Raw genomic sequence first — 13508 nt, 5'->3', positions numbered from 1 at the left:
ACGGCGTCAGCCAGTTGGTGTTGATGTGCGCGAGCACCCCGGAGGCCGTGCGGAACTGCAGCAGCGCGATGTCCCCGCGCTCGGCGATGGCGCTGGAAAGCTGCGGCTGCACCTCGACGATTTCGGAATCGGTGAACCAGCGGATCAGGTCAATGTCGTGCACGGCGAGATCGATCACCACGCCGACATTCGACATGCGCGGCGGAAACGGTCCGACGCGGGTGATGGCGATCGAGAGAATGTCCTCGCCGGCCAGCGCCTGCTTGATCGCCTGCACGGCGGGATTGAAGCGCTCGACATGGCCGACCACGAGCGTGACGCCGGCCCGGCGCGCGGCGCCGATGATGTCGCGGCCTTCCTCCACCGTGGAGGCGACCGGCTTCTCGACCAGGATGTGGAGCCCGCGCGCGATGCATTTCAGCGCGATCTCGTGATGCAGATGCGTAGGCGCGGCGATCGTCACCGCGTCGATATCCATCTCCAGCAGGGCATCGAGATTGTCGACGGCGGGCGTGCCGAGCACGCGGGTGACGAGATCGCGCTGGGCGCGATTCGGATCGGCGACCCCAATAAGCTGCACGTCCGGCAGTCCGGCGAAAACGCGGGCGTGGTTGGCGCCCATTATCCCGACGCCCACCACGCCTACGCGCAGCGGCCCGTTCGTGTCGTCCGAGACCGACCGCACCATGTCCGACGCAACCCCCAAAGCCCCAAAAGCCCGCTTCCCCTAGCATGGCCCCTGCCCGGCTGGCGACCGGACCGTCACAACTTATGCGAACACGTTTTCATTCAATGCGTTACAGGAATTTCCCGTAACGAGCCTGGAATAGTTCCAGCGATGCCTCATTCCGCCGCCCGCGCGCCCGGCAGCGCCAGGGTGAGCCCGGCCGCCAGCGCATCCTCGCGGAACGCCCGCACCGCATCCAGCGACAGTTCCGCGCCGGTCTTGCTGCCCAAAGCCGGCAGCTTCTTGAGCACATCGGCCGGCGCGGTGATGATCTGGCAGCCCATGCGGTCCGCCTCGATCACGTTGTAGACCTCGCGGGTGGAGGCCCAGATCACCTCGACATTGGGCGTCTTGCGGGAACGGTTCACCGCGTCCTGCACGAGCGCCGCATAGTCGATCCCGAAATCCGCGAGGCGTCCGGCAAAGACCGAGACGCAGGCCGCGGCCCCGCCGCCCAGCGCATCGACGCCGCGCGCCACCTGATCGGCCGTGAACAGGGCGGTCAGGTTGATCTTCACCCCGTCCCGCGAGAGCGAGCGGATCGCATCGAACAGCATCTCGCCGCGGGTGGTGGAGACCGGCAGCTTCACGAAGACGTTCGGACCCCAGGTCGTGATGACGCGCGCCTGCGCCACCATTTCCGGGATGTCGTCGGAGAAGACCTCGAAGGAGATATGCCGGTCGGGCACCGCGGCGACGAGATCGCGCGCATAGGCTTCGTAATCGCGCACGCCGGCCTTCTTGAGCAGCGAGGGATTGGTGGTGAAGCCGGCGATCCAGGCATTCTTCGCCATTTCCACGATCTGCGCCTTGTCGGCGCCGTCGGTGAACAGCTTGACCTTCAGGTCCTTGAGCGAGGTTGTCATCGGAATCTTCCGCGCTTTCGAGTCGGACGGGTCAACGGATTCGGCGGGAAAAGCGTTGCCTCGTCTGGATCAGGCCCATACAACAACGCCCTGCCGACTTCAATGTGACTCTCCCAGGGCGCATGCGACGCATTGTTCTGTTCTTGGTCAAGGCCGCGCTCACCGCGCTCCTGATCTATTTCGCCGTGCGCTCCGTCAATCTGCAAACGGTGACGGAGCGCGTCGCCGAAATCGACGCCGCCTGGCTTGTGCTCGTCATCGCCGTGCTGATCGCGCAGATCGGCGTGCAGGCCGTGCGCTGGCAGCAGATCGTGCAGGCGGCCCGATTTCCGCTCGCCGCGGCGGCGGCGGCACGGCTGAGCTTCATCGCGGCCTTCTTCAACCAGACCCTGCCCTCGACCATCGGCGGCGACGCGGCGCGGATCTGGATGCTGGCGCAGGGCTACAAGGCGGGCTGGCGGATCGCGACCTATTCGGTATTCGTCGACCGCGCCATCGGCGTCTTCGCGCTCGCGCTGCTGGTCTCGTTCTGCCTGCCCTGGACCTATGCCTTCGTGCAGGATTCCGTCGCGCGCCTGGCGGTGACGCTGGTCGGGGTGGCGGGCCTTGCCGGCGGGATGGTGTTCGCGGCGCTCTCGCTGTTCAGCGACACGCGGATCGAGCGGCTCTGGGGCGTGCACCATCTGATCGCCGCCTCGATGGTGCTGCGCCAGGTGGCCCGCCCCGCCCGCCGTCTGGCCTTTGTCGCCGTATGCTCGATGCTGATCCACCTCGCGACGGTGTTCGCGAGCTGGTCGATGGCCAAGGCCATCGGCGCGCCGGTCGGCTTCCTGCTGATGACCTGCCTGATCCCGCCGGTGGTGCTGATCGCCACCGTCCCGATCACCATTGCCGGCTGGGGCCTGCGCGAGAGCCTGATGGTCACCGCCTTCACGCTGGCGGGCCTCAACGCAAGCGACGCCCTGACGATCTCGCTGCTGCTCGGGGCCGCGAATTTCGCAGTCGGCCTGATCGGCGGCGGCCTGTGGGTCGCGAGCCGGCTGCGGTTCAAGGCGATGGGAGCCGAACCGGAGGCCGCGATTTCCTACGAGCGGCGATAATCGTCCTCGATGCGGATGATGTCATCCTCGCCGAGATAGCTGCCGGTCTGCACCTCGATCAGTTCCAGATCGATCTTGCCCGGGTTTTCCAGCCGGTGCGGCGTCCCTATCGGGATGTAGATGGATTCGTTCTCGTGCAGGATTTTCACCTGCTCGCCGAGCGTCACCCTGGCGGTGCCGCGCACCACCACCCAGTGCTCGGCGCGATGGTTGTGGTATTGCAGCGAAAGCCGCCCGCCCTTCTTCACCACGATGCGCTTGACCTGGTAGCGGTCGCCGTTGTCCAGCGACTGATAATTGCCCCAGGGCCGGTGCATCTTGATGTGATCGACCGTCACCGCCGGCGCCACGTCCTTCAGTTTCTGCACCAGCCGCTTCATGCCGTTGGTATCGGCGCGGTTGGCGATCAGCACCGCGTCCTCGCTCGCGACCACGACAAGGTCTTCCACGCCGAACAGCGCGACCAGCGGCTTTTCCGAAGCGGCATAGGAATTCTTCGTCTCCACGAAAACCGCCTGGCCCTGCGCGGCATTCCCCGCCGCATCGCGCACCGCGAGCTCCCACACCGCATGCCAGGAGCCGACATCCGACCAGCCATAGGAGACCGGGACCAGGGCCGCGCGGTCGGTCTTCTCCATCACCGCATAGTCGATGGAATTCGGCAACGCATGGGCGAAGGCCGCAGCGTCGAGCGTGACGAAGCCGAGATCGGTCCCCGCCTTGCTCACCGCCGCGCGGGCCGCGGCAACCGTCGGGGCGTCGAACTTCTCGTATTCGCCGAGCAGCACGCCGGCGCGAAAGACGAAATTGCCGGAATTCCAGAGATAGCCTTCCGCGATGTAGCGTTGCGCGGTCTGCGCATCCGGCTTCTCGACGAAGCGCTCGACGCGGACCGCCGCCCCGGCCAAAGCCGGACCGGGCTTGATGTAGCCGTATTCGACCGCCGGGCGGTCCGGCCGCACGCCGAAGGTCACGATCCGCCCCTGCGCGGCGGCGTCGGCCGCGGCGGCGCAGGCCGCCGCGAAGGCCGCCGGGTCGCCGACCACGTGGTCGGCGGCGAGCGCGACGACCAGCGGATCGCCGTCGCGCGAAAGCGCGAAGGCTGCGCCGGCGGCGATCGCGGGACCGGAATCGCGCCGCATCGGCTCCAGCAGGATGTCGGCGGAAATGCCGAGTTCGGCGAGCTGGTCCGCCACCATGAAGCGATACTGGCTGTTGGTGATGACGATCGGCCGGCCGAATTGCGCGGGATCGGAGACCCGCTGCAGCGTCTCCTGGAAGGTCGACAGCTTGCCGAACAGCGGCAGGAACTGCTTCGGGCGCCCTTCCCGCGACGCCGGCCACAGCCGCGTGCCGGCGCCGCCGCACATGATGAGGGGAACGACGGGCTCGGTCATAGCCGCCACAATTCGATGCCTGCCGGCTTCGCGCTCCTTTCGAGCACGGACTTCACGTCGAAGACCAGACCTTTGCCGTCCCGCAGGAGGCCCGCGATCAACGGCCACCCGCCTTTGACATATTCGCCATGCGCCACGGCAAGAATGATCGCATCGGCCGGCTTCAGCAACTTGGCTTCGATCAATGACAGGCCATATTCGTGCAATGCTTCTTCCGGGATGGCGAGCGGATCGGCCACCTGCACCTTCACGCCGGAGGATTTCAGTTCGTCGATGATGTCGACAACCTTGGAATTGCGCGTATCGGGGACGTCTTCCTTGAAGGTCAGGCCGAGCACGGTCACGAGCGCGTCTTCCGAGGAACGATTCTGCTTGAACAGACCGCGCACGCATTCGCGCGCGATGCGTTGGCCGACTTCGTCATTGATGCGGCGTCCGGACAGAATGACTTCCGGATGGTAGCCGGCCTTTTCCGCCTTGTGCGTCAGGTAATAGGGATCGACGCCGATGCAGTGGCCGCCGACCAGCCCGGGATAGAATTTCAGGAAATTCCACTTGGTGCCGGCAGCCGCCAGAACGTCGCCGGTATCAATTCCAAGGCGATGGCAAATCGCCGACAGCTCGTTCATGAACGCGATGTTCAGGTCGCGCTGCGTGTTCTCGATGACCTTGGCGGCTTCCGCGACCTTGATCGAGGGCGCGCGATGCACCCCGGCCGTCACCACGGATTCGTAGACTTCGGCGACGATGTCGAGCGTCTTCGCATCCTGGCCGGACACCACCTTCATGATGGTCTCGAAGCGATGCTGCTTGTCGCCCGGATTGATGCGCTCGGGCGAATAGCCGACCGTGAAGTCCGCGCCGGCCCTCAGCCCGGAGGTTTTCTCCAGCACCGGCACGCATTCGTCCTCGACGCAGCCCGGGTAGACGGTCGATTCATAGACGACGATGTCGCCGCGCTTGAGCGCGGCGCCGACGATCCGGGAAGCCGAGAGCATCGCCCCGAGATCGGGGCGCTTTGCCGCGTCGATCGGCGTCGGCACCGTCACGATGTGAAAGTCGGCGGACATGAGGGCTTCAGGGTCGCTCGAAAATCTGAGGGACGGCAGCCTGAGCTCGGCTTCGTCGACCTCCAGCGTGCGGTCATGACCGTCCGTCAGTTCCTGCACCCGCTTGGCGTTGATATCGAAGCCGATCACCGGGATGCCCGAGCGCGCAAAGGCCACCGCGACGGGCAGGCCGACATATCCCAGTCCGACAACGGCAATGATCCGCTTCTGCTTCACGACAAGCCCTTCCAACCCGAATGCCGGATTTCTTTAGCCGTGCAGCGCAGCCTGCGGCAATAGGGGGCGCCCGGCGCCCAGCAGATGATCGTAAACGGCGACGATCTGGCGGCCGATCTGCGCAGCGGAGAATTCCCGTTCGACCAGCGCGCGCCCGGCGGCCGCGAAACGCTGCCGCCGCTGCGGATCGCGCGCGAGCGCGGCGATGGCTTCGGCCAGGGCGGCGGCGTCATCGGGCGGCACGAGCAGGGCGTTGACGCCCTGCCGCGCGATCTCGCGGCAGCCCGGCACGTCGGTCGCGACGATCGGGCGGCCGCAGGCGGCGGCCTCCAGCAAACTGAGCGGCAGCCCTTCCCGCCGCGACGGCAGCACCGCGATATGCGCGCGCGCCCAGAGGCCGGGGATGTCGTCGACATGCCCCAGCAGCGTGACGCCGGGCCGCGACTTCCAGGCCGCGATCTCGCGCGCATCGATCGAGGCCGGATTGGCCGGATCGCGATCCCCCGCGATCAGCAGCCGGACCTCTTCGCCGCGGGCCGCGAGCATCGCCTGCGCCGCGATCAGCGGCCGCACGCCCTTGTCGTCGAGCAGCCGCCCGACAAAGGCGGCGGTGACCGGCCCCGGCGGCTCGGGCAAGGGCCGCAGCCGATCCGTGTCGACGCCCGAGCCGGGAATGGTGAAAAGGCGCTCCGGCGCGACGCCGAGCGCGCGGACCGCCGCCGCATCGTCCGGGTTCTGCACCAGGACGAAGGCGCCCGGCCGGTTCAAGAGCGCGCGCAGCAGCGCGCCCAGTACCGGACGCAGCAGGCGGCCCTTCAGCGTCGCCGAGGTGAAGCCGAAGCCGAGACCGGCCAGGGCGTTGAGGCGCGGAAAAGCCATGCCCGCGGCCGCGAGCGAGCCCACGATAGAAGGCTGCAGGGCGACGTGGTGGACGAGGTCGGGCTCGAGCCGGCGATACAGGCTCCGCACCTGCCGCACGATGCCGAGGAGATCGTGCGGATTGAGGCTGCCGCGCCGCCAGTCGAGCGGATGCAGCGCAAACCCCTCCGCCGCGATCCTCGCCCCGCCTTCGCCGACGCGCGCCGCGACATGCACCTCATAACCGGCATCCCGCGCCGCCCGCGCCATTGGCAAGCGGTGCGAGAGGAAGTACCAGTCTTCGGAGACGAGGAAGAGCAGCCGGCCCGCGGTGCGTTCAGACACGTCGTTCACTCTCCGTGCACGGCGGGCCAGCGCGCTAATTTCATAGCCTCTCGGGTCGCCGATGCAGACGCGCCCATTCCTGAAAGGCGAGTATTGCCCAGAGCTGCCATGACGTATCTCGGCGACCCGTTTCCAGATCGCGTTTCCAGGTTGAGATAACCTGGGGATTGAACAGCCCCTGACGCTTCAATCGTCCTTCGTCGGTCGCCGCTGCAAGCCGATCGGCTGCGGCATCGGAAAGAATGGCCGCTACGGGCATCTCGAAGCCGCGTTTGGGGCGCCGGAACACCTCTGGCGGGAGACGCTCGCAAAACGCCCGACGCAGAATGCGCTTGCCTTCTGGCCTCACGCCTGAAAACCCGAGCTTGGCGGACCCCGGCAAAGCAAAGGCCAGCTCAACAACCCGTTGATCGAGGAACGGTGCGCGCGTCTCAAGCGCATGCGCCATGCTTGTGCGGTCCACCTTGGTCAACATGTCGCCTGGCAAACCCAAAGCGACATCGCAATACAGCATTGCGTTGATGGAGTCGTTATCTTTGGATTCCGCGCGAAGCGACAGTACACGATCCTCAAGAGAGCCGGATTCTCTGCCAGTCGCCCCCAACAAGGATCCAACTTCGCCCTCATTGGCCAGGCGCATCAACGCCGCCTGACGTCGGGCGGGATCATTGTCCGCCGTTGTCGCAAAGCGTCGTATCCGACGCACAGTTTCAAGCCAGGGCTGATCCTTTCCCTCCGGCAAGCGTCGAATAGCGGCCGTCACCGCTTGCCGTAGGAGAGCAGGAATCCGGCTCCACATCGTCGCATAGAGCTCGGACCAATACTTCCGGTAGCCGCAGAACACCTCGTCCGCCCCGTCACCGGTGAGCACAACCGAAACATGGGGCTTGGTGGCCTCCGCCACCAAAAAGGTGGGAACAGCGGAGGCATCTGCAAATGGCTCATCGAGGGCTGCGAAGACTCGATCCAACACCGATCGGACCTGCTCATTTCTTACAGCGATCTCCGTGTGACGCGCCCCGAGATGGCGCGCAACCGCCTCGGCCAGCGGCCGCTCCTCGTAATAGCTGCTCGCACCCTCAAAGCCGACCGTAAACGTATTGAGCTTGCCACCGGATCGCGCAACGGAAGCCGCCACCAGCGCAGAATCAATACCACCCGAAAGAAACACACCGACGGGCACATCGGAAACGAGGCGCGACGCCACGGCAGCATCAAAGCGATTCCGCAAGGCGGCTTCGGCGTCAGCCCGATCTGCAAAAGCCGCTTGTCGTTCGTGCGCCAGATCATACCAACGCTCTACCGCAAGGCCGCGCCGGTCGAATCGCAGCCAGTGTCCGGCCGGGAGCTTTTGAACGCCGCGCGCGATCGATAGCGGCTCCGGTACAAAGCGAAGCGTGAAGAGCGAGCGGAGCGCTCCAGCATCGACGGCACACTGCTCACCGAGCATCGCTTCACAGGCGATCAAGTCCGAACCGAAAGCCAACTTTTGGTTGCTGGCTGAATAGAGAAACGGCTTTTCGCCGAAACGATCGCGTGCAGCGAACAAAGTTCGCTCGGCGGGATCCCAGATTGCGAAGGCGAACATGCCGACGAGTCGCGGAAGGAGTTTTGATCCCCATTCCCGCCAGCCGGCAAGCAGGACCTCCGTATCCGACCAGGAGCGAAACCTGTGGCCGCGCTTTTCCAGGTCCTCGCGAATCTCGGCAAAATTGAAGATCTCGCCGTTGAACGTGATGTGCAGCCCTTCCCGCTCCATTGGCTGCGCACCCAAGACAGACAGATCGAGAATGGAAAGCCGGGTGTGGACCAGCGCGCAATGGCCGTCGCTCCATGTGCCCTCACCGTCCGGACCGCGCATGCGCAGGCGCGCAAGCGCCGCCTGCGCGCGCGCCTGCGTAACGGCAGGATCGAGGCCGTTCAAATCAACAAATCCGGCAATACCACACATGGTTTTGGCTTCGAGTGCCAGTCGCCGCAGGGGGAAGCGTCCTGGCGCCAGCTCCGGGCTTACGACGTGGCAGAGAGCAAAGAATGAATTTGAGCTATCCTGTGCGCATAGGTGTGTCCGCTCAACACATGCTCGCGCGCATCATCCGCGATCTGCCCGCGCTCTGCCGGATCGAGAAAGCGATCCAGCACTGAATCAAGATTTGAAAGATCTTTGTTTAAAGCCAGATAGTGGCGATCGGGTTGAAGAATGTCGTTAAAGCGGCCGCGAAACATGATCTGACAGGTCCCGGTGCCAATCGCATCGAAATGCCGGGAACTGATGCACTTGCCATACGCCGCAGGCCGCGTCCGCCCGGCAAAGAATCGCTCATGAATTTCCTCGTATGGAACCTTCTCGTTGAGAACTGCCTCGTGCCTCACAGGGCCGGCGCCCAAGACTTTTCGTAAGGCGGCACGCACCCACCATGGAAGCCGATGGCCGAGCGTGCGCAGGGGAGAGTCGTTGGCGATGACGACACCGCCGGCTTGCTGCAACACATATGCACGGATGGCGTTGACGGTCGCATCGTCGCGCTCGAGGAACCAGCCTCCCGCTTCCGTTGAAATCGTGCCTTTGCAGCGGTTCAGAAAACTGGCCCAGCCGTCCCGGTCGTAGCGCTCGTCCGAGATATCGATATTGAGACCCTTCTTTGGGCCGAGCGATCGAAATGTATCCGATATCCGGTTTCGGTCGTCGTCACCCAGATGCGCCAGATAGCGAGCAACGCGCGCGCCGATATCAATCGGTCGCCGGTCGGACGGAATCGCGACACGAAACTGTTCCGGGTTCAATGCATGGGGGATCGATACCACTCCGCTGCCCGCGATGTCGCCGAATAGAAACTCTCCAGCCTCCTGCAGCATCTGGGTTGCAATCCAGTCCGGCCGCACAATCGACAGCACCCGGCGTTTTTCGGCGATGGGCGAGCCGGGAAGATTGACCTCGTTGCCGACGAAGCTCAGGAGCGGTACTTGCCGATCGGCCAGGATGGCCGCATAGCGCTCCAGATAGACGGTCGTGTCGCCGTTGACGGAATGCAACAAGACGACGGCATCGCACGAGCCAAGCTTGCCGCGCAGGGCCGCTTCATGGCCCGCTACGGCAACATTGAATTCCTCGACTCGAAAGCTTGGGCTGCGTCTGAACGCATCAAGCCAGTCGTCATAGTAGGAAAGCCGGTCGGTATAACGTGCATGGGCGACAAGGACGCGGATCGCACTTTCGCGCATGCCGCCTAAACCTCTGCAGCCAGAATGTCCGCTATGCGCTCCGCGGCCCGCCCGTCCCCATAAGCCTGGTTATCGCGGCGAGGCCGGTAGTCGGGTCCGCGCCAGAGACGGTTCCAACCGGTCTCCACGGTCTCGATCCATTCGGTCGCGTCGCGAAGCGTGACGCAGGGCTTGCGATGGAAATAGGCTTCCTTCTGCAGCCCGCCCGAATCCGTGAGCACCCGCCGGCAATTCGCGAGCAGCGCGGTCATGTCGAGATATCCCACTGGATCAATGATTCGGAGCCGCGACAGATCAATCCCGAAACGCTCCGCCGCCTGCCGCGTACGCGGATGAAGCGGCAATAACACAGGCACGTCGCGCGCAGCGTCGGTCAAATATGTAACAACAGCCGCGAGCGCATCCCGCGTATCGGTGTTTTCGGCGCGATGGATGGTGGCGAGATCATAGCCGCCACTCTGAAGTCCGAGCGTACCGAGGATGGTCGATTGCTCGCGCGCCCGATCCGTCATCATGATCGTGGTATCGTACATGACATCACCGACACAATGCACGCCTTTGCGAATACCTTCAGCCGCAAGGTTCTTCACCGCAGCATCGGTGGGGCAGAACAGCCAACGACTGACGCGATCCGCCATCAGCCGGTTGATCTCTTCCGGAATCGGCATGAAGGATCGCAGGCCGGCCTCCACATGCGCGATCGGCACGAACAGCTTGGCGGCGACGACCGCGGCGGCGAGTGTGGAATTGGTATCCCCGTAGATCACGAAGGCATCAGGCTTCACCGACAAGGCCAGATCCTCCAGAGCCACGATCATCCGACCCGTCATCGCGCCATGCGTGCCGCCGTGGATGCCGAGATGATGGTCGGGCTTCGCAAGTCCGAGTTCCTCGAAAAAGACGTCCGACATCGACGCATCGAAATGTTGTCCGGTATGGACGAGCACTTCGCGCAGGTTGCTGCGGGTGCGCAAGGCGCGACTCAAAGGCGCAGCCTTGATGAATTGCGGCCGCGCGCCGACGACGGAGAGCAGCGTCTTCATGCGACGTAATTCTTGACCTCAGGCACGCGGTCCGCGTGATGCGCCATACAGCGGCGGATCACCTCGAGATGCGACCGCGTCCAGTCGATCGTTTGCCGCAACCCCTCCTCGATCTGCGTGCGCGCCAAAAATCCCAGATTATTCATTGATTTGGTGGGGTCTCCGTAACGTCGTCCGGAGTTGTCCCAGTCTCGCGGCGGGGCGATGTCGGGCGGCGTCGGATTGCCGGTGAGCTTGTTGATGAGGGCTGCGAGATCGCGGATGCGGGTCTCGCGCCCGCTTGCGAGATTATAGGCCTCGCCCGGTTCCCCGTACGCCGCGATCCGCGTCAGCCCTTCGACAAGATCACCGACATAGATGAAATCGCGGCCGTCTTCCCCGCCATTGATGAGCGGCAGAGCCTCCTTGTGCAGCGCCTTGAAAATGAAAGTCGGCGTGACGTTGCGCCAGACCGTATGCGGCGTGCCTCGCCAGCGGCCCGCACCCAGAATCTCGCGCGGCCCATAGACGTTCTGGAATCGCGCTTTGGCGAATGGCATCTTGTGACGGCGGAAATAGTAATTGCCATACATCTCGCCCACGAGCTTCGAGATCGAGTACGGGCTGTCGTGAAAAAGGTCCACCGGCGCATCTTCGGAGGTCGCAGCGGGCTCATCCTTTGTCTTCTTTGCGACGGCACATCCGGCCGCAGCATAGACAACCTTGCGCAACGATCGGATGTCCTTCAGCCGCTCAAAGAGCTTGAGCGATGTGATGTTGTTGTTGTCGTGGTCGGCGATCGGATCGGCAATGGATGACTGATTGCCGTGGTAGCACGCCAAATGAAACGCATAATCAAGGTCGGTCGGCAGGTCGCCGAGCACAAGGTCGTCGGTCACGGTGCTAGCGACAAAGCGCACCCGCGGACCGTTCGGGACGTTCGACACATCGGCTGAGAGCAGATTGTCGACGACCACAATCTCACGAGGGTTGTCTTCCAGAACCCGGTGAACGAGATTGGAACCGACGAAACCCGCACCCCCGACGACCAGGACACGCTTGTTGCCAAAATCCGGCTTCGGAAATTTCTCGGTGTTTTGGATCATCTCGGCTTTCTTGCAGTTACGTACAGGTTCCAGCCCATCGTGCGGGCAAAGATACTGCGGTTGGAGTGTGGCAGCACGGGTCTCAGCAGGCGGTCGAAGCCCAGCAGCAGCTGCCGCCAGCTCAGCTGGTTCAGCTCGAATCGATGATCGGAAAATCCTGAGAGCAGCTCACGCGCCTGCGCACGCGTATAGACCTTGGCTAGCGGGCATCCCGCACCATCATTCATGTTAAGCGCCTCGGCCTGGCTCTTTCCACGATAACGCGGATCAAGAATCCGCTTCATGCGCAGAACAACATGATACTTCCAGCTTCCCCAATAATAGAGCATCAGAATGATGGTGCCGCCGGGCTTGAGCACACGGCGCATCTCTGAAATCATCGGACGAGGGGCCTCGATGTGATGCAGCACTCCCATCGAGCATGCGATGTCGAAAGTGCCGTCCTCAAATGGCAACCGATCACCATCGGTCAGCCGGAATTCCCCTCTCAGACCCGCCAGATCGAATCGGGCGCAGCTCAGATCGATGGCTGTTTGCGTGAGATCGACGCCCGTTACTTCAGCGCCGTACTTTGCATACTGAGCAAGAACGTATCCATTCCCGCAACCTACATCCAGTACACGCAGACCCTTAGATTCCGAATATCCGTGAATGCAATTCGAGAACTCCCACGGTTCACAATCATCCGCCTCGCGAAGCGCGTCGAATGCTCGAAAGAATTCAACGGTACCGGGACGCGCTGAGATGCCTTCGGCAGCGACTGGATTCGTCTCCCAGAAAGCCTTGACCTCAGTATTGCTGACGGAAGCACTCATGCCGTCGGGCTTGCTTGAGCCTTAAGATGCGTGTGAATGGCGGAAACACCAAACTGATCGTACCAGCGAACCATCTTCGCGATGGCCTGATCAAACGTTACCTTGTGCCGCCACCCGAACGCCGCTTCCGTCTTCGCCGAATCGAGCACGACAGTCTCAACATCGTCACTACCGACCGGCCGCTCGTCGATTGGTGATTGTACAGGAACCTGGATCGCGTCGGCGACCGCCACCAGCACATCCCTGATCGAGTGTCCCACGCCGGGGCCAAGATTGTACACGCCAGTCGGCGCGCGCTCGTCCATAGCTCGGTCCATAAAGTCGAGGAAATCGCTTATGTCGAGAAAGTCCCGCACGGCAGTCGTGCAGAACACTGCCTTTCCCGCCTTGAGCCGTGTATAGAAGGTTGGAATGGCGCCGATTGCGAGCCGCGGGCCAATCACGCTTGCAAGTCGTAGCGACACGAAAGGAAGACCTGAAAGAGCGACATACTCCTCCCCGGCCGTTTTGGAGAGACCATAACTTGCAACGGGGCGGCAAGGATGATCGACCGGAATGGGCACCTGTTCCGGTCGGCCATAGCAGAGTGCCGTCTGCAGATTTACGAATCGACGCACACCAAGCCGCTTGGCAGCCTGAACAACGTGGATACTGCCCAGCACGTTGGTTGCCGCATCCTCACCCCAGTCATCGGGGTCCTTGTATGAAGCGGCTGCGTGCACAACATGCGTCGGGGAAAAATCGTCAAAAACGCGATCGACCAG

The 13508-nt window shown here is 63.4% G+C and carries 13 protein-coding genes; 2 read left to right on the top strand and 11 right to left on the bottom strand.

Annotated features, from left to right (window positions below; all coding sequences use genetic code 11):
• Both AB7F49_RS33265 and AB7F49_RS33260 read right to left on the bottom strand, forming a co-directional pair.
• A partial coding sequence (locus tag AB7F49_RS33265; protein ID WP_428530261.1) for a Gfo/Idh/MocA family oxidoreductase occupies window positions 1-688 on the bottom strand: 688 nt, incomplete at its 3' end.
• 155 nt (window positions 689-843) lie between these two features.
• Complete coding sequence (locus AB7F49_RS33260; protein ID WP_428530259.1) at window positions 844-1593, bottom strand: transaldolase family protein; 750 nt, start codon at window positions 1591-1593, stop codon at window positions 844-846.
• 143 nt (window positions 1594-1736) lie between these two features.
• Here AB7F49_RS33260 and AB7F49_RS33255 point away from each other — a divergent pair, with 143 nt between their 5' ends.
• The gene (locus AB7F49_RS33255) at window positions 1737-2693 is read left to right on the top strand and encodes a lysylphosphatidylglycerol synthase transmembrane domain-containing protein (protein ID WP_428530257.1); all 957 of its coding nucleotides are present in this window, start codon (window positions 1737-1739) and stop codon (window positions 2691-2693) included.
• Here AB7F49_RS33255 and AB7F49_RS33250 read toward each other — a convergent pair.
• The 5 genes from AB7F49_RS33250 to AB7F49_RS33230 are packed head-to-tail and all read right to left on the bottom strand — an operon-like array spanning window position 2678 to window position 9435.
• The gene (locus AB7F49_RS33250; RefSeq protein WP_428530255.1) at window positions 2678-4090 is read right to left on the bottom strand and encodes a mannose-1-phosphate guanylyltransferase/mannose-6-phosphate isomerase; all 1413 of its coding nucleotides are present in this window, start codon (window positions 4088-4090) and stop codon (window positions 2678-2680) included. The two genes, AB7F49_RS33255 and AB7F49_RS33250, sit on opposite strands and share 16 nt — an antisense overlap.
• Window positions 4087-5376 carry a nucleotide sugar dehydrogenase gene (locus AB7F49_RS33245; protein WP_428530253.1) on the bottom strand — a complete coding sequence of 430 codons (1290 nt, stop codon included), beginning with the start codon at window positions 5374-5376 and terminating at the stop codon, window positions 4087-4089. Before AB7F49_RS33245 ends, AB7F49_RS33250 begins: the two co-directional genes overlap by 4 nt.
• A gap of 33 nt (window positions 5377-5409) precedes the next feature.
• Window positions 5410-6579 carry a glycosyltransferase family 4 protein gene (locus AB7F49_RS33240; RefSeq protein WP_428530251.1) on the bottom strand — a complete coding sequence of 390 codons (1170 nt, stop codon included), beginning with the start codon at window positions 6577-6579 and terminating at the stop codon, window positions 5410-5412.
• Between the two features lie 40 nt (window positions 6580-6619).
• Window positions 6620-8530: an asparagine synthase (glutamine-hydrolyzing) gene (gene asnB / locus AB7F49_RS33235; protein ID WP_428530249.1), complete on the bottom strand. Its 1911-nt coding sequence runs from the start codon at window positions 8528-8530 to the stop codon at window positions 6620-6622.
• A 59-nt stretch (window positions 8531-8589) separates the two neighbouring features.
• Window positions 8590-9435, bottom strand: coding sequence for a glycosyltransferase (locus AB7F49_RS33230; protein ID WP_428530247.1), 846 nt, complete (start codon window positions 9433-9435; stop codon window positions 8590-8592).
• 108 nt (window positions 9436-9543) lie between these two features.
• Here AB7F49_RS33230 and AB7F49_RS33225 point away from each other — a divergent pair, with 108 nt between their 5' ends.
• Window positions 9544-9810: a hypothetical protein gene (locus AB7F49_RS33225; protein ID WP_428530246.1), complete on the top strand. Its 267-nt coding sequence runs from the start codon at window positions 9544-9546 to the stop codon at window positions 9808-9810.
• Here the strand turns inward: AB7F49_RS33225 and wecB are convergent.
• The 4 genes from wecB to AB7F49_RS33205 all read right to left on the bottom strand — a co-directional run.
• Complete coding sequence (gene wecB, locus AB7F49_RS33220; protein WP_428530244.1) at window positions 9807-10844, bottom strand: non-hydrolyzing UDP-N-acetylglucosamine 2-epimerase; 1038 nt, start codon at window positions 10842-10844, stop codon at window positions 9807-9809. The two genes, AB7F49_RS33225 and wecB, sit on opposite strands and share 4 nt — an antisense overlap.
• The gene (locus AB7F49_RS33215; RefSeq protein ID WP_428530242.1) at window positions 10841-11929 is read right to left on the bottom strand and encodes an NAD-dependent epimerase/dehydratase family protein; all 1089 of its coding nucleotides are present in this window, start codon (window positions 11927-11929) and stop codon (window positions 10841-10843) included. Before AB7F49_RS33215 ends, wecB begins: the two co-directional genes overlap by 4 nt.
• Entirely contained in the window at window positions 11926-12744 is an 819-nt protein-coding gene (locus AB7F49_RS33210) for a class I SAM-dependent methyltransferase (RefSeq protein ID WP_428530240.1), read from the bottom strand. Before AB7F49_RS33210 ends, AB7F49_RS33215 begins: the two co-directional genes overlap by 4 nt.
• Window positions 12741-13508: NAD-dependent epimerase/dehydratase family protein (locus tag AB7F49_RS33205; RefSeq protein WP_428530238.1), on the bottom strand; the 768-nt coding region annotated here is incomplete at its 5' end. The genes AB7F49_RS33205 and AB7F49_RS33210, both read right to left, overlap by 4 nt.

Origin of the sequence: Pseudorhodoplanes sp., from assembly GCF_050250235.1 — a bacterium.
GTDB lineage: Bacteria > Pseudomonadota > Alphaproteobacteria > Rhizobiales > Xanthobacteraceae > Pseudorhodoplanes.
The sequence above is the reverse complement of the archived record's forward strand: the minus strand, read 5'-3'. Positions and strand labels throughout refer to the sequence as shown.

Excerpts from the sequence above, each read along its gene's own strand:
- AB7F49_RS33210 (WP_428530240.1), bottom strand. The coding sequence starts at position 12,744 with ATGAGTGCTTCCGTCAGCAATACTGAGGTCAAGGCTTTCTGGGAGACG.
- AB7F49_RS33215 (WP_428530242.1), bottom strand. The coding sequence starts at position 11,929 with ATGATCCAAAACACCGAGAAATTTCCGAAGCCGGATTTTGGCAACAAG.
- wecB (WP_428530244.1), bottom strand. The coding sequence starts at position 10,844 with ATGAAGACGCTGCTCTCCGTCGTCGGCGCGCGGCCGCAATTCATCAAG.
- AB7F49_RS33250 (WP_428530255.1), bottom strand. The coding sequence starts at position 4,090 with ATGACCGAGCCCGTCGTTCCCCTCATCATGTGCGGCGGCGCCGGCACG.
- AB7F49_RS33230 (WP_428530247.1), bottom strand. The coding sequence starts at position 9,435 with ATGCTGCAGGAGGCTGGAGAGTTTCTATTCGGCGACATCGCGGGCAGC.
- AB7F49_RS33260 (WP_428530259.1), bottom strand. The coding sequence starts at position 1,593 with ATGACAACCTCGCTCAAGGACCTGAAGGTCAAGCTGTTCACCGACGGC.
- asnB (WP_428530249.1), bottom strand. The coding sequence starts at position 8,530 with ATGTGTGGTATTGCCGGATTTGTTGATTTGAACGGCCTCGATCCTGCC.